21 protein-coding genes, 2 tRNA genes and 2 pseudogenes are annotated in these 24,246 nt (G+C 65.1%); 17 read left to right on the plus strand and 8 right to left on the minus strand.

Annotated elements, in window-relative coordinates; all coding sequences use genetic code 11:
* Positions 1–513: 513 nt before the first annotated feature.
* From ACR9ZJ_RS02690 to ACR9ZJ_RS02715, 6 genes and pseudogenes are all read right to left on the minus strand, one after another.
* Positions 514–975 (minus strand): annotated as a pseudogene (locus tag ACR9ZJ_RS02690) (lytic transglycosylase domain-containing protein); the annotation flags it as partial.
* Between the two features lie 51 nt (positions 976–1,026).
* On the minus strand, positions 1,027–2,067 hold the full coding sequence (gene virB11 / locus ACR9ZJ_RS02695) for a P-type DNA transfer ATPase VirB11 (RefSeq protein WP_481286813.1): 1,041 nt from the start codon (positions 2,065–2,067) through the stop codon (positions 1,027–1,029).
* Positions 2,068–2,071: 4 nt separating this feature from the next.
* A complete protein-coding gene (locus tag ACR9ZJ_RS02700) occupies positions 2,072–3,325 on the minus strand; it encodes a TrbI/VirB10 family protein (protein ID WP_481286814.1) in 1,254 nt (417 codons plus the stop codon).
* On the minus strand, positions 3,322–4,032 hold the full coding sequence (locus tag ACR9ZJ_RS02705) for a TrbG/VirB9 family P-type conjugative transfer protein (protein ID WP_306850688.1): 711 nt from the start codon (positions 4,030–4,032) through the stop codon (positions 3,322–3,324). The genes ACR9ZJ_RS02700 and ACR9ZJ_RS02705 overlap by 4 nt, the downstream gene beginning before the upstream one ends.
* Positions 4,033–4,088: 56 nt before the next feature.
* The gene (locus tag ACR9ZJ_RS02710; RefSeq protein WP_481286815.1) at positions 4,089–5,051 is read right to left on the minus strand and encodes a VirB8 family type IV secretion system protein; all 963 of its coding nucleotides are present in this window, start codon (positions 5,049–5,051) and stop codon (positions 4,089–4,091) included.
* A 203-nt stretch (positions 5,052–5,254) separates the two neighbouring features.
* Positions 5,255–5,665: pseudogene (locus ACR9ZJ_RS02715) on the minus strand (hypothetical protein); the annotation flags it as partial.
* 1,093 nt (positions 5,666–6,758) lie between these two features.
* On the opposite strand from ACR9ZJ_RS02715, the gene ACR9ZJ_RS02720 reads away from it, so the two are divergent.
* From ACR9ZJ_RS02720 to ACR9ZJ_RS02745, 6 genes are all read left to right on the plus strand, one after another.
* Entirely contained in the window at positions 6,759–7,268 is a 510-nt protein-coding gene (locus ACR9ZJ_RS02720; protein WP_481286816.1) for a CinA family protein, read from the plus strand.
* A 98-nt stretch (positions 7,269–7,366) separates the two neighbouring features.
* Positions 7,367–8,407: a recombinase RecA gene (recA, locus tag ACR9ZJ_RS02725; protein ID WP_371023277.1), complete on the plus strand. Its 1,041-nt coding sequence runs from the start codon at positions 7,367–7,369 to the stop codon at positions 8,405–8,407.
* Positions 8,394–8,900: a regulatory protein RecX gene (locus ACR9ZJ_RS02730; protein ID WP_481286817.1), complete on the plus strand. Its 507-nt coding sequence runs from the start codon at positions 8,394–8,396 to the stop codon at positions 8,898–8,900. Before recA ends, ACR9ZJ_RS02730 begins: the two co-directional genes overlap by 14 nt.
* Positions 8,901–8,971: 71 nt before the next feature.
* Positions 8,972–11,605, plus strand: a complete 2,634-nt coding sequence (gene alaS / locus ACR9ZJ_RS02735) for an alanine--tRNA ligase (RefSeq protein WP_481279840.1) — start codon at positions 8,972–8,974, stop codon at positions 11,603–11,605.
* Between the two features lie 305 nt (positions 11,606–11,910).
* Positions 11,911–12,108 carry a carbon storage regulator CsrA gene (csrA, locus tag ACR9ZJ_RS02740; RefSeq protein WP_072323041.1) on the plus strand — a complete coding sequence of 66 codons (198 nt, stop codon included), beginning with the start codon at positions 11,911–11,913 and terminating at the stop codon, positions 12,106–12,108.
* 71 nt (positions 12,109–12,179) lie between these two features.
* Positions 12,180–12,272: transfer RNA gene (locus ACR9ZJ_RS02745), tRNA-Ser, on the plus strand.
* 236 nt (positions 12,273–12,508) lie between these two features.
* Here ACR9ZJ_RS02745 and ACR9ZJ_RS02750 read toward each other — a convergent pair.
* Positions 12,509–12,585: transfer RNA gene (locus ACR9ZJ_RS02750), tRNA-Pro, on the minus strand.
* 154 nt (positions 12,586–12,739) lie between these two features.
* On the opposite strand from ACR9ZJ_RS02750, the gene hisS reads away from it, so the two are divergent.
* Positions 12,740–14,125 carry a histidine--tRNA ligase gene (gene hisS, locus ACR9ZJ_RS02755; RefSeq protein ID WP_481279841.1) on the plus strand — a complete coding sequence of 462 codons (1,386 nt, stop codon included), beginning with the start codon at positions 12,740–12,742 and terminating at the stop codon, positions 14,123–14,125.
* A 35-nt stretch (positions 14,126–14,160) separates the two neighbouring features.
* Positions 14,161–16,056: an HAL/PAL/TAL family ammonia-lyase gene (locus tag ACR9ZJ_RS02760; protein WP_481286818.1), complete on the plus strand. Its 1,896-nt coding sequence runs from the start codon at positions 14,161–14,163 to the stop codon at positions 16,054–16,056.
* A gap of 3 nt (positions 16,057–16,059) precedes the next feature.
* On the opposite strand, the gene ACR9ZJ_RS02765 is transcribed toward ACR9ZJ_RS02760, so the two are convergent.
* A complete protein-coding gene (locus tag ACR9ZJ_RS02765; RefSeq protein ID WP_481286819.1) occupies positions 16,060–16,755 on the minus strand; it encodes a response regulator in 696 nt (231 codons plus the stop codon).
* 146 nt (positions 16,756–16,901) lie between these two features.
* Between ACR9ZJ_RS02765 and ACR9ZJ_RS02770 the strand changes: the two genes are divergently transcribed.
* The 9 genes from ACR9ZJ_RS02770 to hisIE are packed head-to-tail and all read left to right on the plus strand — an operon-like array spanning position 16,902 to position 24,240.
* Entirely contained in the window at positions 16,902–17,219 is a 318-nt protein-coding gene (locus tag ACR9ZJ_RS02770; protein WP_306850450.1) for a YerC/YecD family TrpR-related protein, read from the plus strand.
* Positions 17,216–18,109 carry an ATP phosphoribosyltransferase gene (gene hisG / locus ACR9ZJ_RS02775; RefSeq protein ID WP_481279843.1) on the plus strand — a complete coding sequence of 298 codons (894 nt, stop codon included), beginning with the start codon at positions 17,216–17,218 and terminating at the stop codon, positions 18,107–18,109. Before ACR9ZJ_RS02770 ends, hisG begins: the two co-directional genes overlap by 4 nt.
* Entirely contained in the window at positions 18,106–19,413 is a 1,308-nt protein-coding gene (hisD, locus tag ACR9ZJ_RS02780) for a histidinol dehydrogenase (RefSeq protein ID WP_481286820.1), read from the plus strand. The genes hisG and hisD overlap by 4 nt, the downstream gene beginning before the upstream one ends.
* Entirely contained in the window at positions 19,410–20,474 is a 1,065-nt protein-coding gene (gene hisC, locus ACR9ZJ_RS02785; RefSeq protein WP_481279845.1) for a histidinol-phosphate transaminase, read from the plus strand. Before hisD ends, hisC begins: the two co-directional genes overlap by 4 nt.
* A complete protein-coding gene (hisB, locus tag ACR9ZJ_RS02790) occupies positions 20,471–21,535 on the plus strand; it encodes a bifunctional histidinol-phosphatase/imidazoleglycerol-phosphate dehydratase HisB (protein WP_481286821.1) in 1,065 nt (354 codons plus the stop codon). Before hisC ends, hisB begins: the two co-directional genes overlap by 4 nt.
* On the plus strand, positions 21,535–22,125 hold the full coding sequence (gene hisH / locus ACR9ZJ_RS02795; RefSeq protein ID WP_481286822.1) for an imidazole glycerol phosphate synthase subunit HisH: 591 nt from the start codon (positions 21,535–21,537) through the stop codon (positions 22,123–22,125). Before hisB ends, hisH begins: the two co-directional genes overlap by 1 nt.
* Complete coding sequence (gene hisA / locus ACR9ZJ_RS02800; RefSeq protein ID WP_481286823.1) at positions 22,122–22,874, plus strand: 1-(5-phosphoribosyl)-5-[(5-phosphoribosylamino)methylideneamino]imidazole-4-carboxamide isomerase; 753 nt, start codon at positions 22,122–22,124, stop codon at positions 22,872–22,874. Before hisH ends, hisA begins: the two co-directional genes overlap by 4 nt.
* The gene (hisF, locus tag ACR9ZJ_RS02805) at positions 22,868–23,638 is read left to right on the plus strand and encodes an imidazole glycerol phosphate synthase subunit HisF (RefSeq protein ID WP_481279849.1); all 771 of its coding nucleotides are present in this window, start codon (positions 22,868–22,870) and stop codon (positions 23,636–23,638) included. Before hisA ends, hisF begins: the two co-directional genes overlap by 7 nt.
* The gene (hisIE, locus tag ACR9ZJ_RS02810) at positions 23,635–24,240 is read left to right on the plus strand and encodes a bifunctional phosphoribosyl-AMP cyclohydrolase/phosphoribosyl-ATP diphosphatase HisIE (RefSeq protein WP_481286824.1); all 606 of its coding nucleotides are present in this window, start codon (positions 23,635–23,637) and stop codon (positions 24,238–24,240) included. The genes hisF and hisIE overlap by 4 nt, the downstream gene beginning before the upstream one ends.
* The last annotated feature ends 6 nt before the right edge of the window (positions 24,241–24,246 follow it).

The following is a 24,246-nucleotide window of genomic DNA, read 5'->3' on the forward strand; positions in this document are numbered from 1 at the left end:
GATGTCGTTGCCCTCCGCGGCGCCGGTACCGTTGGCGTTGGATGAAACGCCGATCTGCGCCATGGCCGCCGCGGTGGCCGGGTCCGTTCGGATACGGCCGGGAGCGAGTACGGGGTTGCCCGCGGGTACCTGCGCGCCGATCTGCGACATGATCGCGGCCGTCGTCGGGTCGGTAGGGATTCGGCCAGGCGCGGGTGCGGGTGTCGGTGTCGGAAGCGTCGGGGCGAAACCCGCAAGCGACGCATTCCCACCCGGAGCAAACGGGGTCGACGCCGATGCCGCTTGCAGGGCCTGCGCGATGGAGGCGGCGTCCGGCGGTGTGTCGGTCATGGCGGCGGGGCTGGCTGACGGGGCGACCGTGCGGCTGGGCGGGGTTGCGCCGGCCGCGGCGGCCACCGCTGGCGCGAGCGCGGAGGCGACGGCCGCATCGGCCACGCTACGCATGGCTACGCGGTAGGCGGCAGCGTCACCCGTATAGACAGGCGTTCCCTTGCCGCTGCTGGTGGAAGACTTGACCAGTGGGATCGGTACCGCCGTTGCCGCCAGGGCGGATTGGCGCGCCATGGAGTCGAAGATTTTCTGGACGTAGCCGTCCTGGTAACCGGTGGTGAAGTTGCCGGAGTAGTAACAGCTAAAAGCCTTTCCCCAGTCGCCACCCGCACTGGCATAGCACTGGGCGAGGATCTGCGACCCGGCGACGAGGTTGGGGCATACCTGGAAGGCCTTCTCGTACGTATCGAGGCCGAACTTGCCGAGGTTGGCGCGATTCACCTGCGCCACGCCCAGTGAGTAGTTGTAGCCCTTCGACTCGAGCATGCGCACTGTCGCCACGGCTTCGCCGAGGTTCTCCGGTTGGCGCACGAGCTGCCCGCCAACGACGCCGATCGCAAACGGATTGCGCGACGACTCGACATTCACGACATGCTGCATCACCTCCGCCGGTACGGCGAGGTTTGGGCAAGCCATCATTTCCATTCCTGGTACCACCGTTACAACTCCTGTCTAATGACCGATGTGTTTCGCGTGTTACCCCCCGTCCGGAGCCAGGGCCCGAGCCGGGTTGAAATCGATGCCGGTGATGTGGCGACGCCCGGCATGCGCCTTGATATGAACGACGATGTCGATGGTCAGCATCAGCAAGCGTTTGATCGTCGAGAACTCCAACCCCGCGCCCTCGTTGGAGGCCTTCACCATGAGCCCCAGCTGATCCCAGGTCTGCTCCACGCTTCCTGCGTGACAGCTTGTAATCGACCCGGGATGCCCGGATGCGCAATTTCGGATGAAGTAGAACGATTCATCGCCACGAAGCTCTGCCAGGATGATCCGGTCGGGTTTCATGCGGAGGCAGGCCTCCATGCAACTTTTCGCGGTGACATTGCTGGCGCTTTGTCCGCCCTTGGAATACAGGAGATGGACGACATTCGGCTGGTCGATGAAAAGCTCGCGTGCATCTTCGATGGTGACCAGCCGCTCGTCTTCCGGGATATGTCCCACCAGCGACTTCATGAACGTGGTCTTGCCGCTGCCGGTGGCGCCGGCGACGACGATATTCTTTTTGCTCAGCACAGCATGGCGGAAGAAATCCGCATAGCGGCGTTCGGCGCGCAGTTCCAGCAATTCACGATCCGCCTGGCTGATCGTATTGGCGCCTTCGAGGATCTGGTCGAAAAACCCGTCCTCCTGATATTGCGCCAACGTCTTGCTTTGACGTGAAGGCAACCGGATGGTTATCGAGACACGTCCAGCCTCGCATGCTGGCGGAAGGACGAATTGCGCACGTTGCCCGGTGGGGAATGTCAGCGAGACGACCGGGTCTACATCGGTGATGCGTTGCCCGGTGTTGCTTTCATTGACCACCGCGGTACAGAACTGGCGAGCCCGCTCGAACGTGAGTGTCGGTACTTCCACGCGACGCCAGGCGCCGCGACTCTCAAGGTAGAGTTCGCCCGGTTTGTTTATGCATATCTCGGTCACGTCGGACGATGCGAGGTAGTCCCGGATGCCCAGTACTTCGTACTGGTAGTCCAGGAAGTCGCTTCCGACGGCGGCGAGGGCGGGCTGGCTCATCTGCTCAATACCGCGCCACGACGCCACTGAAGTCGACGTCCTTCGCAACATAGATGGCGAGAACGGTGCCCTGGTTGATCGTGACCGTGGCAGGACGGTTGGCCGCACGTTGTACCGCGGTGTTCGCGATCTGCTGGAGCGTCGCGGCGGTGTTGCTTTCGAACGGACTTTGCGTCACCACGCCATTGCTGATCGTGGTCTGGCGAGGGCCGTGTTCCGCCGCTTCGTATTTGAATGCGTCGCTGAGAAGAGAGATGAGCAGGGCCGCGCCGATTCGGCTACCCCAATGCGCATTGTAATAGCCGGGGTGGCCGGCCCCGCCGAGCGTATCCACACCCGGGCTGGCCATGTTCACGTCGATGCCCGTGGGCGTGACGATGCGATCCCAGATCACTGCGACGCGTGGCCCATTGGGCTCCATTTCGTACTTGCCCAGAACCTTGGAGCCCTTGGGCAACAGCAAGCGCTTGCCGGTGAACGAATACACGGGCTCGGTGACGACGCAGGAGGTGAAACCCGGAATGTCCGTGATGATCCGTGTTTCAAGAACGCAGCGAATGAAGGTGCCGCGCAGCATCAGCGTATCCGGGTGGGTCAGCGGGGAGGCATTGGACACATCCGGAAGGGCCTTGCCGCCATATGCGCTGTTTACCGGCACGCCACCCGACGGTCCGGGATAGGGCATGCCCGGAATCATTCCGTAAGGATTGGCAGGTCCGCCCATGCCACCGCCTGCCGGTTGCCCGCTGGCACCGGCTACCTGGGCGGCTTCGGTGTCCATCATTCGCCGCTCGAGGAGCGACGGCCCCGTGTTCATGCGCTGCGTGGGTGCGCGCGGCTGCGCAGTGGACGGCAGCGGAGGCGGTGGAGCGAGCGCGATCGGCTCGGGCAGCCGTGGAGGTGCCTGTTCCGGTATGGGGGCGACCTTGGGAGCGTCGGGTATCGAAACGGTTTCCTCGTGCTTGGGTTTCGGGGCCGGCGCCGCAGATTGGTTGCCGCTCAGGAAGAAGTAGGCGGCGAACAACAGCAACGCGACGATGCCAGCCAGGAAGCCGAGGGCACGCCGGTTCATCCGCCGCACGTCGGCAGCCGCCAGTTGAGGCGCGCCGGCATCGAGGTCCGGCGGAGGCGCCTGGCGTTGTTGTGCGGAGTAGGGATTATTCGCCAGCGCTTCGGCTTGCTCGCCAGCGGCATCCCGCGGCGGCACCTGGCCGTCGCGGTTCTCGTCGTCGGGATGATAAGGATTATTCGGGCTCACTTCTTCGTGTTCCTTCGCAGACCCACGACGTTGTTGTCGTGCCGGATGACAAGGTAGTTGTACGTGCCGTGGACAACGATGGTGTTGCCCTCAACCGTCGTGTTCACCACCGAGTCCTCGCCGTGTTCCTTCTCGCGCATGTAGATCGTAGGGAAGTTGCCCGTCGGGAACTGTTTGAGATCGGGCATTTTTATGTACGTGAAGCGGCCGTCGTCGTAGACATTGATCGGCACCAGCCAGGGAGCGGTCTTGCGCTTCATGGCATAGTCGTAGTCGAAGTTGTAGTCGCGCCCCTTTACCAGCGTCGTGTCGAGTTCCGGCGTCGCGGCGACCTTCTTCGTCTCCGCCAGGAAGCTTGTATCGGCGGGATAATTGAACGTGATTTTGTACTGCACGCCGGCGCGACGTGCCTGGTCGAGTGTCTTCCAATCGGTGGCGACCACCTTCAGTTCGAAAATATAGGAGTGGGTCGCCGTACGAATCATCATGTTCGTATCGACGTCTACATTCTTCGGCTTCACATAGAAGACGTTGTCACGCCGGGTCAGCTCCCAGCCACTGCTGAAGCCGGTGCTATAGTCGAGGATCTTTTCGTTCGGGCTGAGCTCGATCTGTGTCGTTATGCCGAGGCCTGTGCGTACCGTATAGATCTTGTCCGGCTCGTATTCGTAAGGCGTGACGACCTGCGCGTTCGCGGCGCCGATCATGCCGGCAGTCGCGAGGCAGAGCGCCAGTGAAAGTCGAAGAGTGGTTGCGCGCTTCATCAACGGCGCCCTCCATTGGCGGCGTTCGGGTGGACGGGAGCCGTTGCTTGCGGTGCGGCGGCGGGTGCCTGCCCCGTCTGCAGCTGTGCCGGTGCGATGCCACCGGACAACGTGCCATCGGTGGGTACCGGGGAAGGCGGCATGGCGGCGACCGTGGCTGCGGCCGAGGTGGACGGAGCCGGCACGCTGGCAGGTGCGACAGCGGCGGCGGTCGTGGGCGGCGAGCTCTCAGGAGGTGGGGGCTCGGCGTAGTCGTTGTCGACCCGGTAGTCGGTAACCTGGAACCCGAGCGGATTCTCCACCCTGTACTGGTCGTCCATCTTCAGGTTCGGCTTGTACGCAAATGCCATCGTGGCGATCTTGCTGTCCAGCGGCACGGTCTGACCGGACACCTTGTTATAGACGGTGCGTTGAAAGCGTACCGTGGCTCCCTTGGGCGTGGTCCCATCCTCACCGCCGATCAATACGATGCTGAGGATCTTGACGCGGACGGCACGATCGCGGCCGTAGATCTTGTAAGGGGCCGATGGATTGTCGAGGGCGTGCAGGTCGGTGTAGGCCTTGGCGATGTTTGGCGAAGCCATCGTCAACACGGTTGCCCAATCACGAAGATTGATCATCGTGACGTCGAACGATTCACGCGCGAGGATGAAGTGAGTGATATTGCTTCGATTGATCGCTTCGCTGGCGGTAATGCGCCGGTTGACGACGTCATCGGTGATGCGCGTCAACGAACTCATGCCCGTATAGGCATCCGCGAGCACGATATACGGCACCTTTTCCTTCAAGGGAAGAATGTAGAAGTAGCCGCCCGCTAGGATCACCGACATCGAGATCGCACAGAACGCCACCATCCATGCGCGGCGTTCGCTGCGCTGGGCAAGGTCGGACATCGTGATTTCGAAGTCGACTGACTTCGATACCGCGGCGTCGATCTTCGGAGAGTTTTTCTTGTTCAACATCGAAGGGCCTGGTGTGACTGTCGCGGGTGGAGTTACTGGGTCCGGGACGCGCTGTCCGCGGCGACAGCAGGAGTCGTCGTGGCTGGCGCTTGTTGTGCGAGATGAGCCTTGTCCGGCGTAGCAGAAGGCGCTTCGTTGGCCGGTGTCGGTGTTGCTTTCTCCGTCTTGGCGACGGGAGTCGTCGGAACGATGGCGCTCGTTTCTTCAACCAGGATTTCTGGTCCGTTCACGACGACGGTGACGCCTTGAGGCGCGAAGATCGTGCTCAGTTGAGTCGCCGCGTCACGAACCTCCGAGGTGTGGATCTGTGCGGTGGCCTTTGGCAGCGTGAAGTCAGAGCGCAAGCGATACGACAATTTGGTTCCCGTATCGCTCGACCACCGCGTCAGCATCGTCTTCAACGTGCCATCCATGGGTGCGGCGTAATAGGTGTAGGGAACCGCGAGCGGGATCTCGACCGTCTTGTCGTCGTACCGGTTCACCGGCTTCCAACGACCCCCGAAATCCTTCGCGGCCGGTGTGCCACAAGCGGTGAGCAGCACGGCGAGCGCGGAGACGAAGCAGATGGCAAGGGCAGGGTGCAGGGTTCTATTCACGCGTGGCTCGTCATTCATCGGAAGACCAAAGAGGAAAACGTCGGCAGCACTTCGCGCGGCTCATCGCCAGGCGCGAAGCCGGGAATGCGTTACTTCGTTACGAAGGGCGCGGGGCAGCGGGGCGGGCGGGGAGGACCGCCTGCCTCTGTATCCATCGATGTGCCGCCGCGCCGAATGCGCTGGCGGAGGTGGTGCCCCCGGCAGTAGCTGGAGCCTTGAGCCAACCGGCTCCTAGCGACATGCAATTCATCCATACAACATCCTGTACGAGCGCGTAGGCGCCCTTGCATAACGTGCCAGCGAAGAATGGTCATGCGCACGAGCGACGATACGATGATCGCCCACTCAGGGTTGCGCCTTATCGACCTTGGATTCCCCACCCCTGATGCGGACCCCTGTCCGCGATGTAAAGATAACGCAACGCCAAATTTCTGACTAGTGGTCGATGTGCATGTTTTTGGGACTCTTGTCACACATTGCGGGCATGTAATATGCGTGAAACGCGCTGAAGTGTTGACGGGCATCGCTCCGTACGTGCGCGTTGCGTCACGTAACTGCCGGATTTGTGTATGTCTCATGAAGGTTGCGGTTGAAACCATCGCGTACCCCCTCTCCTTGGGCAATAAGTTGTCATCCCGTCGTGTCAGTCGTGCGACATCGTTCCTCATTCAAGGCGTTGCGTGAGCCGGTCGACCGCAGGTCCAACGGCGCTGCTGGACGTATGCGAAATGCTGACTGAACGGAGGACGTCACGTCAGTGGACGAATGTCAGGGTGTGTTGTGGGCATCCGTCGGGGTCGCTATGCGGGCGCGCCCGCGAATGCCCGCACTTCGTCTCTCGAACGACCCGGCCTGTTCGGTGATGCCTGTGAGCTTCTATGGCTGTGACCTCTTATGAATATCCCCTGCCAGCCCGGCGGCGGGCCGTCTTCGGGTGGCGTAGTGGCAACCGACATGAGCGTAACTATGTCAATGAATACGTGCCATCGTAGGCGTATATTTCAATCGAAACAATAGAATAATTCTCCAAAAATCGGGTTCCCTGGCTGTCCCCGCGTCGACATCCCGAGGCGCCGGTAGTAGAACCTCTCCTTTTACCGACAGGACCTCCATGGATTCCGCAGTCATTCCCTCCGACGCCGAGTTGATGGCGCTCGCGCAGGATGTCGCTGCCGCCGCGCTCGAGCGGCGGGTGATGGTCGCCACCGCCGAATCGTGTACCGGTGGCTGGATCGCCAAGACGCTGACCGACCTGGCGGGAAGTTCGGCCTGGTTCGAGGCCGGCGTCGTCAGCTACAGCTACAGCGCCAAGGAGGCCCTTCTTGGCGTCAATCCCCGCACCTTGGAACGGACCGGTGCCGTGAGCGAGGAGACGGTGCTCGAGATGGTGTCCGGGGCACTGGCCCGATACGGTGCGGGCGTGGCCGTGGCGGTCACCGGGATCGCGGGCCCCTCTGGCGGCACGCCGGAAAAACCCGTTGGCACGGTGTGGATCGGCTGGAAGCGGCGTGGGGGCTATGCCCACGCCCGGCTCTACCATTTCGAGGGGGATCGCGAGGCGGTCCGGCGACAGACGGTGGCTGCCGCGCTTGTTGGAATGACCGACGAACTAAAGGGCTGAACCAGGCCGTCTATGGCAAACTTGGCGATTGCGGATCGCAGTCCCTGAGACCACGGTCGGGCAAGATACTTACCTACACAAAGAGACTGGAAACCACGATGGACGACAATAAGCGCAAGGCGCTGGCGAGTGCCCTCGGCCAGATTGAAAAGCAGTTCGGCAAGGGTGCCGTGATGCGTCTTGGCGACCGCGTCGACGACCAGATCGACACGGTGTCGACGGGATCGCTCGGCCTGGACATCGCCCTGGGCATCGGTGGCCTTCCGCGTGGCCGCGTCGTCGAGATCTACGGCCCGGAGTCCTCGGGCAAGACCACGCTGACACTGCAGGCCATCGCCTCCTGCCAGCGTGCGGGCGGCACGGCGGCGTTCGTCGACGCGGAACATGCGCTCGATCCTAGCTACGCCGAAAAACTGGGCGTGAATGTCGCCGATCTGCTGGTCAGTCAGCCGGATACCGGCGAACAGGCGCTTGAGATCGCCGACATGCTGGTGCGTTCCGGCGCCGTGGACATGGTGGTGGTCGACTCGGTCGCCGCGCTGACGCCGAAAGCCGAAATCGAAGGCGAGATGGGCGATTCCCACGTGGGCCTGCATGCCCGTCTGATGAGCCAGGCCCTGCGCAAGCTCACCGCCAACATCAAGAAGACCAATTGCCTGGTCATCTTCATCAACCAGATCCGCATGAAGATCGGCGTGATGTTCGGCAGCCCCGAAACCACCACCGGCGGTAACGCATTGAAGTTCTACGCCTCGGTTCGCCTGGACATCCGCCGTATCGGCGCGGTGAAGAAGGGCGAGGAGGTCATCGGTTCGGAGACGCGCGTCAAGGTCGTAAAGAACAAGGTGGCGCCGCCGTTCCGCCAGGCGGAGTTCGAGATCCTCTACGGCGAAGGTACGTCGCGCGAAGGCGAGATCATCGAGTTGGGCGTTCGCGAGAATCTGATCGACAAATCCGGTGCCTGGTACAGCTACAAGGGTGACCGCATCGGCCAGGGCAAGGAAAACGTGCGCCAGTTCCTGCGCGACAATCCGGCCATCGCCAACGAAGTGGATGCCGAGTTGCGCGCCCGCCTGCTGGTCAAGGCGGGCCCGAAGGCCGAAGCCTCGACCGAGGCCGACGAGCTTGAGGAAGTCTGATAAGGAAACGGGGAAGGGCGGCGGCAAGTCCGACCGCCCCACCCGTACCGCATACGACAAGGCGCTTGGGCTGCTGGCCCGGCGCGAGCATTCCCGCCGCGAACTCAAGCAGAAACTGGAACGCGGCGGTTTCGAGCGCGATGAGTCCGTGGCGGCGCTCGAGCGCCTGGGCGACCAGGGCTACCAGGACGACGACCGCTTCGCCGGGTCCCTGGTACGCAGCCGGGTGGGGCAGGGCTATGGGCCGGCCCGCATTCGTGCCGAACTGCGTAGCCAGGGAATCGCCGATGCTCGTATCCGCGAATTGATCGAGGCGGCGGACGTCGATTGGCACGATCTGGCCGCGAATCAGCTGCGCCGACGCTACGGCAAGCCATCCACCGACCCCGCCGAGCGGGCGCGAAGGGCGCAATTCCTCTTGCGTCGCGGCTTCGCCGCCGCCACAGTACGTGTTCTTACCCATGCCGATGCGGAAGACGCCGACGACGACTGAAGGCAGTGAGCCTTGATTCTGGACGGAGCGTCCCCGCGACATGTCTCGCAGCTCCCACGCCACGATCGCTCATGAAAACCGCCCAAATCCGTTCGACCTTCCTCGACTTCTTCCGCTCCAAGGACCACACCATCGTGCCGTCGGCATCGTTGGTGCCGTCGAACGACCCCACGTTGCTGTTCACCAACTCGGGCATGGTCCCGTTCAAGAACGTGTTCCTCGGCAGTGAAAAGCCGGGCTACGTTCGGGCGGCCGACGTCCAGCGCTGCCTGCGTGCCGGTGGCAAGCACAACGATCTCGACGCCGTGGGTTATACCGCCAGGCATCACACCTTCTTCGAGATGCTGGGCAACTGGTCGTTCGGTGACTATTTCAAGCGCGATGCCATCCTTTACGCGTGGGAATTGCTCACCTCGGTTTACAAACTTCCGCCCGAGCGGCTGTGGGTCACCGTCTATCACACCGACGACGAGGCCTATGACATCTGGAACAAGGAAGTCGGCGTGCCGGCGGATCGTATCGTCCGTATCGGCGACAACAAGGGTGCGCCCTTCGCGTCGGACAACTTCTGGCAGATGGCCGATACCGGCCCTTGCGGCCCCTGCACCGAGATCTTCTACGATCACGGCCCCGACGTCGCCGGCGGTCCCCCGGGTTCGCCCGATGAGGACGGCGATCGTTATATCGAGATCTGGAACCTCGTGTTCATGCAGTTCGACCGTGCTCCGGACGGCACGCTCTCGCCGTTGCCGGCACCCTGCGTCGACACCGGCATGGGTCTGGAACGCCTGGCGGCCGTGCTGCAGCATGTGCATTCGAACTACGAGATCGACCTGTTCGCGCACCTGATCGCGGAAGCCTCACGCCTGACTGGCACGGCCGACCTCGCCAACAAGTCGTTGCGTGTCATCGCCGACCATATCCGTGCCTGTTCCTTCCTGATCGTCGATGGTGTCCTGCCGTCCAATGAAGGGCGCGGTTACGTGCTCCGCCGCATCATCCGGCGTGCGCTGCGGCATGGCTGGATGCTCGGCGTGCGTGGCGATTTCTTCTGGAAGATGGTGGCGCCGCTGGTCGCCGAGATGGGCGAGGCGTATCCCGAGATCGCCGCGAAGCAATCCTTCGTGGAGCAGGCCCTGAAGACCGAGGAAGATCGGTTCGGTGAGACCCTGGAGCATGGCATGCGCCTGTTCGACGACATCGCCGCGAAATCGGGGCAGATCATCCCGGGCGTCGATGCCTTCCGGCTCTACGACACCTACGGTTTCCCCGTCGACCTCACCGCCGATATCGCACGCGAGCGCGGCATGACCGTCGACATGGAGGGCTTCGAGCGCGCCATGGGCGAGCAACGTGCCCGCGCCCGTGCCGCCAGCAACTTCGGCAGCAAGGCCCAACTCCCCGCCGAGGTCGCCAGCGCGCTTGCGCCGACGGTGTTCACGGGCTACGACGTTCTGGATCTCGCCGATGCGACGGTTCTGGCCATCGTTCGCGACGGCAAGGCCGTCGATCGTCTCGCCGATGGCGAGGAGGCCTTCCTGCTGCTCGACCGCACGCCTTTCTATGCCGAATCCGGCGGCCAGGTCGGCGATACCGGCATACTGCGCAATCCCTCCGGTGCCTTCGCCGTGGCGGATACGCAGAAGGTCGCCGGCGCCTTCTTCGCGCACTTCGGTACCTGGCAGGGCTCCGCGCCCCTCGCGAAGGGCGCCATCGTCACCGCCTCGGTGGACGCGGCTCAGCGCCAGGCCACCGTGCTGAATCATTCGGCCACGCACCTGTTGCACGCCGCGTTGCGTACCGTGCTGGGCGACCATGTGGCCCAGAAGGGCTCGCTGGTCGCACCGGAGCGATTGCGCTTCGATTTCTCGCACTTCAAGCCGGTCACCGCCGAGGAATTGGCCCAGATCGAACGCATGGTCAACGACGAGATCCGTCGCAACGCCCAGGCGGAAGTCCATCACATGGGCTATGACGAGGCGATCGACTTCGGCGCCATCGCCTTGTTCGGTGAGAAGTACGGCTCGGAAGTGCGCGTGCTGAAGATGGGCGACTTTTCCACCGAACTCTGCGGCGGCACGCACGTGTCGCGCACCGGCGACATCGGCCTGTTCAAGATCGTCTCCGAATCGGGTGTGGCCGCGGGTGTGCGCCGCATCGAGGCGGTGACGGGTGCGGGCGCCCTGGCCCGCGTGGCCGATGAGGAGCGCGTGCTGGGCGAGGTTTCCGGTCTGGTCGGCGCCCATGGCGACGAGGTCATCGAGAAACTGCGCCAACTGTTCGACCGGCAAAAGAAGCTGGAGCGCGAAATCGAATCCTACAAGGCCAAGGCGGCCAGTTCGGCATCGGCCGACCTCGCCGCGTCGGCCGTGGACGTGGCCGGGATCAAGGTGGTCGCCGCTCGCTTGGAGGGGCTGGACGCCAAGTCGCTTCGCGACAGCCTGGATGTCCTGAAACAGAAGCTGGGTGACTGCGCCATCGTCCTGGCGGGTGCGGCGGACGGTCGCGTGTCGTTGGTGGCCGGTGTCGGCGGGACGGCGCTGGGCCGGGTCAAGGCCGGTGATCTTGTCGCCGAAGTGGCCTCCCACATCGAGGGCAAGGGTGGCGGTCGGCCGGACATGGCCCAGGGCGGCGGCCTCGACGGCCCGGCCTTGCCGGCTGTGCTCGCGGGCATTCCGGCGTGGGTGGAAGCTCGCCTGCGCTGAACGGGAGATGGCCGGGGTATGCGTCGACACGCCATAAAGGTGCTTCGGCGCATGCATCGCCGGCCGTGTGCGTTGCGTCCCCCGGTTTGGCTCGGCTAGTATCATCCGAATGTCGAATGCATCCTTCGGCATCGATCCTTCGGATCGAGAGTGGCAGGACAGCTGGTCAGCGACACACACACAACAAGAGCCGGGGAAGGCAATCGGCCTTCGATGGTCGGAACGTCGATCCATTGACGGCAAGCACTCGGGGTGAGGTTGTCGTTGGTGGGGAAGCCAATACCTGATTTTATGGAGTATCAATCATGCTGATTCTGACCCGCCGGGTCGGTGAAACCCTGATGATCGGCGACGAGGTGACCGTCACCGTTCTGGGTGTGAAGGGTAACCAGGTGCGCATCGGCATCAATGCGCCGAAGAATGTCGCGGTTCATCGCGAGGAAATTTACCAGCGCATCAAGAACGAGAACGATCCGGCCGGCCATTCCGGGGACGACCAGTAAAGTCTTTACGGCCGAAGCAAGGCAAAGTATCCTTGCTGGCTCGTTAAGGCTCGTTCCTCGACGACGATCACGGAGAGTTGCCCGAGAGGCCGAAGGGGCTCCCCTGCTAAGGGAGTATAGGGTCAAAAGCCTTATCGAGGGTTCGAATCCCTCACTCTCCGCCAGTTACGCAAGACGCCCCCTCGTGGGGCGTTTTGCGTTATGGGGAGCCGAACGCATCGTGGGAAACCGATCCCATCGTGGGAGCCGGCTATGCCGGCGATCCCGCGGCAGCGGGCCGGGATACGGCAAGCACCCATCGCCGACAGGGTCGGCTCCCACAACGAGTCGATGAACGGACACGTTCGCCAGGCGCACAAACGAAAACACCGGCCAATGGCCGGTGTTTTCATCAAAACATTGGTCGGGGAGACAGGATTCGAACCTGCGACTTCTACGTCCCGAACGTAGCGCTCTACCAGGCTGAGCTACACCCCGACGGGAGCCGCGTATATTAGCCACGGGGCGTTCCCTTGGCAACAGGTCGTCGCATCTTTTTTACATTTCAGCGCCAGGGGTATCGGTAGCCATCTGCTAATCTATGCGGCTGCCGCATGGCGGCGCCCGTACAGCCTGTCCGAAGAGGAATTGCATGGCACTCACCCCGGCCCGCACCATGCCCGGTGTCCTCGAGCTCCTGCCGCTCGATCAGATCGCCTTCCAGCGCATGTTGGATACGATCCGTCGCAACTACGAGCGATTCGGCTTCCTGCCGATCGAGACGCCGGTCATCGAGCATAGCGACGTGTTGCTGACCAAGACGGGTGGCGAAACCGAGCGCCAGGTGTACTTCGTCCAGTCGACCGGCGCCCTGGGCGCGGCGGCGGAAAAGGGTGGGGTGCCCGAACTGGCCCTGCGATTCGACCTCACCGTGCCGTTGGCGCGTTACGTGGCCGAGCACGAGCACGACCTGAGCTTCCCGTTCCGCCGATACCAGATGCAGCGCGTCTACCGTGGCGAGCGAGCGCAGCGCGGCCGCTTCCGTGAGTTCTACCAGTGCGACATCGACGTGGTCGGCAAGGATTCCCTGTCCGTCCGCTACGACGCTGAAATCCCGGCGGTGATCTACAGCGTGTTCCGCGAACTGGATATCGGCGCGTTCACCATCCAGCTCAACAACCGCAAGTTGATGCGCGGCTATTTCGAGAACCTCGGCATCGCCGACGCCGAGCAGCAGATGCTCGTGCTGCGCGAGGTCGACAAGCTCGACAAGCGCGGTGCCGACTACGTGCGCGATACGCTCACGGGAGAGGCATTCGGTCTTTCCGCCGAAGTGGCGGCGAAGATCCTCGCCTTCGTGCAGGTGCGCTCCACCTCGGTGGACGACGCGTTCGCGAAGCTCGATGCGCTCGGCGGCGGTTCGGAAACCTTCGAGCAGGGCAGGGCCGAGCTGAAGGAAGTGCTTTCCCTGATTCGCGATTTCGGCGTGCCGGAAACGCATTTCGCGTTGAACCTCTCGATTGCCCGTGGCCTCGACTACTACACGGGCACCGTGTACGAGACTACGCTGGACGACCACCCGGGCATCGGTTCGATCTGCTCGGGCGGCCGCTATGAAAATCTCGCGGGCCAGTACACCAAGTCGCACCTGCCGGGCGTGGGCATTTCCATTGGTCTTACCCGCCTTTACTGGCAGCTTCGCGATGCCGGCCTGATCTCGACGGCGCGGAGCACGGTCGATGTGCTCGTCACGCAAATGGACCCGGCCCAGTTGCCCACCTACCTGGCCGTGGCCAATGAACTGCGCACCGCTGGCATCGCCACCGAGGTGGTGCTCGAAGGCGGCAAGCTGGGCAAGCAGTTCAAGTATGCCGACCGTGCGGGCATCCGCTTCGTGGTGGTGCTTGGCGAAGACGAGATCGCCAAGGGCGTCGTCACCGTGAAGGACCTTCGCCGCGAAGACCAGTTCGAAGTGCCGCGCGCGGACCTGGTGAAGACCCTGCGCGTCGAACTGGCCCAGGCCGAAATCGGCGTCTGATCCATCCATCCTCCCGACATATCACGGCCTTTACCATGACCAGCAGTATCCTTCTCGACGGGCGTAGCCTCACGCGTGCCCAGGTCGCCGACATCGCTCGCCGCGGCGCCACGATCCGCCTGGACGAGGCGCAACTGGTCAAGGTGAAGCGTGCCGCCGATTTCCTGGCCGAGAAGGTGGGTGGCGGTGAGCCGATCTACGGCGTCACCACGGGCTTCGGCAGCAATGCCGACAAGTTGCTCGGCGCGCATCGCGTGCGTGACGAACTGCCGGGTGGCAATCCGGAGCCGCGCGAAGGCAGCTTGCTGGAAGAACTGCAGCACAATCTCATCATCACGCATGCGGTGTGCGTCGGTAAGCCGTTCTCCACGGATGTCGTCCGCGCGATGTTGGCGATCCGCGTGAACACCTTGATGCGTGGCCATTCCGGCATCCGCGTGGAAACCCTGCGTGCGCTGGCCGAGTTGCTCAACCGCGACGTCATCCCGGTCATTCCCGAAAAGGGTTCGGTCGGCGCCAGTGGCGATCTCGCGCCGCTCTCTCATCTGGCGATCGTGCTGCTCGGTGGCGGCGAAGCCTTCTACAAGGGCGAGCGCATGCCCGGTGCCAAGGCCCTCGCCGCGGCGGGGTTGGAACCGGTGCGCCTGTCCTTCAAGGAAGGCCTGGCCCTGAACAACGGTACGACGCAGATGCTCGCCACCGGCGTGCTCGCGCTCGACACGATGGACATGCTGATCCGTACCGCGGATCTCGCCGCCGCGATGACGCTGGACGCCTTTGCCGGCCGCACGGGCGCCTATGCCGAGCAAGTGCATGCGCTGCGCCCCCATCCGGGCCAGGTCGACGCGGCGCGAAATATCCGCGGCCTGCTCCAGGGCTCGACGCTTGCCGATATCCCTTACCACCTCGTGCCGCGTTTTCGCCCATGGCTTTCCGATGCATGGTCCGACCCGGCCGACCAGGGCCATCGTTTCGATATCGGCTGGGATTGGGTGCCGGCCACGCAGCGTCACGGCAAGGAAGCCTTCTATTCGCGATTCCTTCCCTTCAAGGGCGGGAAGAAGCACCAGCCGCAGGATGCCTATTGCCTGCGTTGCGCGCCGCAGGTGCACGGCGCGGTACGTGACGCATGGGAGCAGGCTTGCCGGGTCTTCGACGTCGAGCTCAATGCCGTCACCGACAACCCGTTGGTGTTCCCGGATGCCGAGAACGCCGAAGTCATCGAAGACCAGGTGATTTCCGCCGGCCATTTCCACGGCATGCCGCTGGCGCTGGCAATGAGCTACGTGAAAGCGTCCATTCCGGTGCTGGCGTCGATTTCCGAGCGACGCACGGCAAAGCTTGTCGATCCGGCCAACAATGATGGCCTCCCGGCTTTTCTTATCGGCAACGAGGACGCGACCGATTCGGGTTTCATGATCGTCCAGTACACCGCCGCCGCCCTGGTCAACGACCTGGCCACGCGGGCGCATCCGGCCTCGGTGTATTCCGTGCCGACCAGCGCGAACGCCGAGGACCATGTGTCGATGGGTGCCAACGAGGCACGCCATGTGCTGGAGATGACCGAAGACCTCGGCCACGTGCTGGCGATGGAACTCTATACGGCGGCCCAGGCCCTCGAGTACCGCCAGGACATGCTCAACGCCGCGCGATCCCTGGCGCACCGTGGCGACTGGCAGGCGCTGGCGGCGAAGATCTCCGGCGCACCGCGTCCGGATTCGCCGCATTACGCAGGTTTCGAACGCGAAGTACGCGCCTTGATGGATGCACTCGCCGCAGCGGATGACTTCCATGGTGGGGTGGCGGTGCGCGCCGCGTTGGCCAAGCTGCGTGAGCACATCGCCTTCATGCAGCGCGATCGCGCGATGGATGGCGATGTGCGCGCGGTATGCGAGCTGGTGGCTTCCGGCCGCCTCGTCGACGGCGGCTGACACTCACGAGCCGAAGAAGCGAAGGGTGGCCGCGGCCTCCACGGCGGGGGACCAGTCGTCCAGCATGCCGGCGCGCACCCCCGCCAGGTACTGGTAGAGCTGGGCGTCGTTGGCTAGGCCCAGCTTGTTCATGGCCGAGCGCTTCTGCCGGCTGATGGTCTTGAAACTGCGACCCATCAATATCGCGATGTCACCCAGGCCGTGTCCTTGCGCGAAGGCGCGCAGCACCTCGACCTCGCGCGGCGAAAGCCGGGTGGCGTCGTCGTGGCCGTTCGCGCAATCCGCCTCATGGAACAGCCGGCGTATGGCGGGACTGAGGTAGGAGCGGCCCACGTCGGCGGCATGCACCGCCACGGGGATGTCGCGCAGGTTCGTGCGCTTGTCGAAAATGGCAGCGACGCCCATGTCGAGCAGGCTGCGCAGGATAGCCGGGTTGGACATCATCGTGAGCACCACGATGCCCGTATCCGGACGGGCGGCGCGAATGCGCCGGATCATGGGCATGCCGTCGGGCTGGCTGCCCTCGGGCATGGAATAGTCGGTGACGACGACGTCGCAGGGGTGGTCGGCGAGGGAGTCGAACAGCGTGTCCGTATCGTGGGCGCGTGCGACGACTTCGTAGCGGTGCGCCTTGAGAATCGTTTCGACCCCCGCCACGACCACCGGATGGTCGTCGGCGATGATCACGGTACTCGTCATGTCAGGCCTCATGGCGATGGAATCTCGTCATGTTGGCGGGCCGAAGCCGCGAAATATATGGAAGAAAAGCGCAATCACGTGTCGGCGCTTGCCACGACCGGGTTGCAGAGGTAGGATGCGTTATCGTATTAACGCGTTAGTACACTATGAAGCGTCGCTCGCTCGATCCCGAAACCCCGGCCGACTCGGCCGAGACCAGCCTGTGCGAGGCCCTGCTGGGCCTGTCCACCGTCGATGAGATGCGGGCTTTCCTGCATGACCTTTGCACCCCCGCGGAAATCGAGGTGATGGTCGATCGTTGGCGGGTGGTCCCCCACTTGCTGGAGGGGCGTTCCTATCGGGAGATCCACGAGCGGACGGCGGTGAGCATCACCACGATCGGTCGTGTGGCCCGTTACCTCAACCAGGGCAGCGGCGGCTACATGGCCGCGGCGGCGCGGCGGAACGCGGGAGGTGCCGCATGAAGCCGCGCGACCGCCTGCGGATCGCCATGCAGAAGTCCGGGCGGCTCACGGAGCCGGCCCAGGAGCTGCTGGCGCGTTGCGGCCTCAAGTTCCGCCAGAGCCGCGACAAGTTGTTCTGTTTCGGCGAGGGCGAGCCCGTCGACCTCCTGCTGGTCCGTGACGACGACATCCCCGGCCTGATCGCCGAAGGCGTATGCGACCTCGGCATCGTCGGCCGCAACGTCCTGCGGGAGTTCCAGCTCTCCAGCAGCGAGGCCGGGGCGGGCCTCGACGAACTGCGGTCGTTGGGCTTCGGCCACTGCCGCCTGTCCATCGCCGTCCCCCAGGAAGACGCCTACGACGGCCCTGCGCAGCTCGACGGCCAGCGTATCGCCACCTCGTATCCGGGGCTGCTTGGCGAATGGCTGCGGACGAACGGCGTGGACGCGAAGGTCGTGATGCTCGCCGGCTCCGTGGAGATCGCCCCCCGCCTCGGCACCGCCGATGCGATCTGCGACCTCGTCTCCAGCGGCGCCACCCTGGTCGCCAACCAGTTGAGGGAGGCAGCGGTGGTGGTGGAGAGCGAGGCCGTGCTGGCCGGGCACCGCGAGCTTCCGCCCGATGAGCGTGGCGAGATCGCCGAGCTGCTCCTGCGCCGGCTCGACGGCGTCATCCAGGTGCGCGACTCGCGCCTGATCCTGATGCAGGCACCGCGCGACGCGCTCGCCGCGATCACGCGGTTGTTGCCTGGCAGCCCGGTGCCGACGCTCACGCCGGTGGACGGTGCACCCGATCAGGTCGTGTTGCAGGCCCTGTGCGCCGGCTCGGTGAGCTGGCGCCAACTCGAAGACATGAAACGCGCCGGTGCTCGCGACATGCTGGTGCTGCCGGTGGAGAAGATGCTGGCATGAAACGGATCGACTGGACGACCCTGGACGAAAACGGCCGCGAGGCCGCGTTGGCGCGGCCCGCGCAGTCGCGCTCGGTAGAACTGCGCGAAGGCGTGGAAGCCATCGTGGCGGAGGTGCGCCGGCGCGGCGACGAGGCCTTGTCCGAACTCACGGCGCGCTACGACGGCACCCGCCTGCAAGGGCTCGAGGTCAGCGACGAGGAGTTCGCCGCGGCGGAGGCCCGCCTCGCGCCCGAACTGAAAGCCGCGGTGATCGAAGCCGCTGGCCGCATCGAGGCCTTCCATCGCGCGGCGGCGCCGACGCCCATCGCGGTCGACACCGCGCCGGGCGTGCGGGTGGAACGGGTATTGCGGCCCATCGGCCGGGTAGGCCTGTACGTCCCCGCCGGTGGTGCGCCCCTGCCGTCCACCGCGATCATGCTCGGTGTGCCGGCGGCCATCGCGGGCTGCCGCGACGTGGTGCTTTGCACGCCGGTGCAGGCCGATGGCCGTTGCGACGATGCCGTGTTGTTCGCCGCGAAAGCCACGGGCGTGCATCGCGTATTCAAGCTTGGCGGCGCGCAGGCGATCGCCGCGATGGCTTACGGCACGGAAACCGTTCCACGCTGCGACAAGATTTTCGGGCCCGGTAACGCATGGGTCACCGAGGCGAAGTTGCAGGTGGCGGGCGATCCCGCCGGCGCGGCCATCGACATGCCGGCCGGCCCATCCGAGGTGCTTGTGATCGCCGACGCCGACGCCGACCCGCGTTTCGTCGCCGCCGACCTGCTCTCGCAAGCCGAGCACGGCCCGGATTCACAGGTGTTGTTGGTCAGCCCGTCGGCGGGCCTGCTCGATCGCGTGGCGATCGAGGTGGAGCGGCAGCGCGCCGCCTTGCCGCGGGCGGATATCGCCGCCAGGGCGCTGGCGGAAAGCCGTCTCGTGCAGGTGGACGATCTCGACGAGGCGATCGCGGTCAGCAACCGCTACGCGCCCGAGCACCTCATCATCCAGACCGCCGAACCACGGGCATTGCTCGACGCCGTCGAATCGGCCGGTTCCGTGTTCCTCGGCGAATGGACGCCTGAATCCGTGGGCGACTACTGCAGTGGCAGCAACCACGTATTGCCGACCTACGGGTACGCGCGCAGCTACAGCGGCGTCTCGGTCGCCAGCTTCCAGAAACAGGTCACCGTGCAGGAGGTGACCGCCGCCGGCCTGCGCGTCATCGGTCCTTGCGCGGCCACGCTGGCCGCCGCGGAGCAACTGGAGGCGCACCGCCGAGCGGTCACCTTGCGCCTCGCCGCGATGGATGCGACCGCATGAGTGTCCTCGACCTGGCCCGCCCCGATATCCGTGCGCTGTCACCCTATTCGAGCGCGCGCATGGAAGCGCAGGGTGGCACCGTCCTGCTCAACGCGAACGAGTCCTCGCGTCCTCCGAACATCCCCGGCGGCGATGGACTGAACCGCTATCCGGACCCGCAGCCGCGGGCGCTGGTGGACGCACTGGCCGACCTCTACGGCAGCCAGCCGGACCGCGTGCTCGTGACGCGCGGCAGCGACGAGGCAATCGACCTGCTCGTACGCGCCTTCTGTCGCGCGAGGGAGGATGCCGTCGTCGTCTCACCGCCCACCTTCGGCATGTACGCGGTCTGCGCGCGCATCCAGGGCGCCACCGTGATCGAAGCGCCGCTCGAACCTGCGGGTGGTCTCGACGCCGATAAGCTGCTTGCCGCCGTCACCCCGGCGACCAAGCTCGTCTTTGTCTGCACGCCCAACAATCCCACCGGCAATCTCGTGCGGCGCGATGTGCTGGAGCGCCTGGCCCGCGAACTCGACGGGCGTGCCGTACTGGTGATCGACGAGGCCTACGCCGAGTTCAGCGGGGTGGCCAGTGCGACGTCGCTGATCGACGATCATGACAACGTGGCCGTGCTGCGCACGTTGTCCAAGGCCTGGTCCCTGGCCGGCGCGCGTGTCGGAGCGCTGGTGGCGCACGCGGACGTGATCGCCTTGTTGCGCCGGATCATCCCGCCGTATCCGTTGCCGTCGCCCTGCGTGGACGCGGCGTTGGGCGCGCTCTCGTACGAAGGCAGGCGTGTGCAGCGCCACCACCTGCAGGAGATCCTCGCCGAGCGCACGCGCATGTTCACGGCGCTGTCGGCCATGCCGGGGGTTCGCGAGGTGTTGCCGTCGCATGCGAACTTCCTCGCCGTGCGTTTCGACGATGCCGCCGGTACCTACCGGCGCCTGCTCGCCGCCGGCATCGTCGTGCGCGACATCACGAGATACCCGGGACTCGGCGACGCGCTGCGCATCACCGTGGGCACGGGTAACGAGAACGATCGCGTGCTCGCGATCCTCCGCGCCGGAGCCACCGCATGAGCCGGAAGATCCTCTTCGTCGACCGCGACGGTTGCCTTATCGAGGAGCCGGCGGACGAGCAGATCGACAGCTTCGAAAAGCTGGCGCTGATGCCGGGCGTCGTCGCCGCGCTGCAACGCATCGTCGGTGCGGGATATGAACTGGTGATGGTGACCAACCAGGATGGCCTGGGCACGCCGGCCTTCCCGCAGGAAGCCTTCGATGGCCCGCATCAGCTCCTGCTGCGTATCCTCGCCTCGCAAGGGGTCACGTTCCGCGAACAGCTGATCGACCGGAGCCTTCCCCACGAGAAACGCGATACACGCAAGCCGGCCACCGGCCTGGCCCGGCACTGGCTTGCCGACGACAGCTGGAGCCGTGCGCAATCGGCCATGGTCGGCGATCGCGACACCGATCTCGTGTTCGCGGCGAACATGGGCGTGCGCGGTTTCCTCGTCGGCGCCCGCGGTGCGAGCTGGGCCGAGGTGGCGCACGCCTTGCTCGACGCGCCGCGTACCGCCGAAGTGGTGCGCAAGACGAAGGAAACCTCGATCCGCGTCGCCGTCGACCTCGACCGTGTCGCCGACCCCGTCGTACATACGGGGCTGGGCTTCTTCGACCACATGCTCGAACAGATCGGCAAGCACGGCGGCTTCGCGCTCGACCTGCGCTGCGATGGCGACACCCATATCGACGAACACCACACCATCGAGGATTCGGCGCTGGCGCTCGGCCAAGCCTTGCGCCAGGCCCTGGGCGACAAGCGTGGCATCGGCCGCTACGGCTTCGCCTTGCCCATGGACGAGAGCGCCGCGCGTGCCGAACTGGATCTCTCCGGCCGCCCGTACTTCGTCTTCGAAGGCGAGTTCACGCGTGAACGCGTCGGCGACGTGCCGACCGAACTCGTGCCGCATTTCTTCCGCTCGCTGTGCGAGACGCTCGGCGCGAACCTGCACCTCACCGTGCACGGGGAAAACGCGCACCACATGGTCGAAGGCTGCTTCAAGGTGGTCGCGCGTACCTTGCGCCAGGCGATCCGCCGCGAAGGCGAGGAGTTGCCCAGCACGAAAGGGAGCCTGTGATGCGGGTCGTCCTCGTCGACGCCGGTGGCACCAATATCGGGTCGGTGCGCTATGCCTTGCAGCGCCTCGGTACCGACGCCGAACTGACCTCCAGCGCGGCGGCGATTCGTGCCGCGAGCCATGTGATCCTGCCAGGCGTGGGCGCGGCGGGACCCGGCATGCGCATGCTGCGCGAGGCCGGCCTGGTGGATGTGATGCGCGGGCTCACCCAGCCGGTGCTCGGTGTCTGCCTCGGCATGCAACTGCTCTGCGAACGCTCCGAGGAAGCGGATACCGAGTGCCTCGGCGTGGTTCCCGCTACGGTACGGCGTTTCATCGATACGCCAGGCTTGCGGGTGCCGCACATGGGCTGGAACAGCCTGCACGTCACCGCCAGCCATCCGCTCGTCGCGGGCTTGCGTGAAGGAGACACGGCCTACTTCGTGCACAGCTACGCGGTGCCCACCGGCGATTACACCCTCGCGGCGAGCGAGCACGGCATGCCCTTCGCTGCCGTCGTCGCCGCCGGCAACTTCATGGGCATGCAGTTCCACCCCGAGCGTTCGGCGGGCGTGGGCGCGCAGCTCCTGCGGAACTTCCTTGCCCTATGACACTTCCCATTCCCGCCATCGACCTGCGTGACGGTAAGGTCGTCCGCCTTTTCCAGGGCGATTACGCGCAGCAGACCACCTTCGCTTTCGAGCCCGAAGCGCTGGCCGCGCGTTACGCCGACGAAGGCGCCACGTGGTTGCACGTGGTCGACCTCGACGGCGCACGCACCGGCCGTTTCGAGAACCTCGCGACCATCGCCGGCATCGCCTCGGCGGGGCGGCTTCGCGTGCAGGCCGGCGGGGGCATTCGCGATGAAGACGGCGTGCGCCGCCTGTTGGCGGCGGGAGCGCAGCGCGTGGTGGTCGGCAGCATGGCCATACGCGCGCCCGAGACGGTGGCGGCGTGGATCGGGCGCTACGGCGCCGAGCGCATCGTGCTGGCGTTGGACACGCGTTTCCGCGATGGCGCATGGACCTTGCCGAGCGCCGGCTGGACGGCCAATGAGGCGCGTACGCTGGATGAACTCGTTCCCTGGTACGAAGCCGCCGGTGCACGCCATGTCCTTTGCACCGACATCGACCGTGACGGCACGATGACCGGCCCGAACGTCGCGCTGTACCACCACCTCGCCGCACTGGCGCCGTCACTGGACGTGCAGGCCTCGGGTGGTGTGCGTTCGCTCGACGATGTCGCGGGCCTCGCGCTGCAGGGTGTCGCGGGCGTCATCCTCGGCCGTGCCCTGCTGGAAGGCGCTTTCACGCTACCCGACGCGCTCGCCGTCGCACAGAAGGCGAACGCGTCATGCTGAATCGTCGCATCGTTCCCTGTCTCGACGTGCGCGACGGCCAGGTGGTGAAAGGCGTGCGCTTCCGTGACCACGTGGTGGTCGGCGAGATCGTCGAGCTGGCCCTGCGTTACCGCGACGAAGGGGCCGACGAACTGGTGTTCTATGACATCACCGCCAGTCCGGAAGGCCGCCGGGTCGACCGCGACTGGGTGGAACGGGTGGCACGCGAAATCGATATCCCGTTCTGCGTGGCCGGTGGCATCCGCAGCGTCGAGGATGCGCGCGAGGTGTTGCATGCGGGCGCGGACAAGGTCTCCATCAATTCCCCCGCGCTGGAGCGGCCGGCCCTGGTCGGCGAGATCGCCGACGCGTTCGGCGTGCAGTGCGTCGTCATCGGCGTGGACAGCTTGCGCGACGATGATGGCCAATGGCGCGTTCGCCAATACACGGGCGACCCTTCGCGCACGCGGGCCTTGCGCAAGCGCACGCTGGACTGGATCGAGGAGGTCCAACGGTTGGGGGCGGGTGAGATCGTGCTCAATTGCATGGGCACCGATGGCGTGCGTCGTGGCTATGACATCGAGCAGCTGAAGGCGGCGCGGGCGATCTGCCAAGTGCCGCTGGTCGCCTCCGGTGGCGCGGGCAAGCCGGAGCACTTCACCGAGGTGTTCCGTGACGCGGACGTCGATGCGGCGCTCGCGGCGAGCGTGTTCCATTCGGGCGATATCGGTATTCCCGCGCTCAAGAGCGACTTGCGCGCGCAAGGCATCGAGGTGAGGTTATGAGCGAGAGGGTCCCCGATTTCGCCAAGGGTGGCGGCCTGTTGCCGGCGATCGTGCAACATGCGCGTACGGGCGAGGTACTGATGCTGGGCTACATGGACGAGGCCGCGCTGGCGAAGACGCGGGAGTTCGGCCAGGTCACCTTCTTCAGCCGAAGCAAGCAGCGGTTATGGACCAAGGGCGAAACATCGGGCGACACGCTGGCCCTGGTCGATGCACGACTCGATTGCGACGCGGACACGATCCTCGTGCGCGCCTTGCCGGCCGGGCCCACGTGTCATACCGGCACGACGAGCTGCTTTGGCGACGATGTCGCGCCTGCCTTGGGATTCCTTGCGGAACTGGATGCGCTGGTCGCGTCGCGACACGCGGAACGGCCACGAGGCAGCTACACGACGACGCTGTTCGAAGGCGGCATCCGCCGCATGGCGCAGAAGGTGGGAGAGGAGGGCGTCGAGACGGCGCTCGCCGCGATCGCCGAGGACGACGACGCGCTGATCGGCGAAGCCGCCGATCTCGTCTTCCATCTGATGGTGGTCCTGCGCGCGCGCGGCATCGGTTTCGACGCCGTGGCCGCGAAGCTGGCTTCGCGGCACGCGAAATGAAGCGGT

This window comes from Luteibacter sp. KNZ12-1A, from assembly GCF_056755675.1.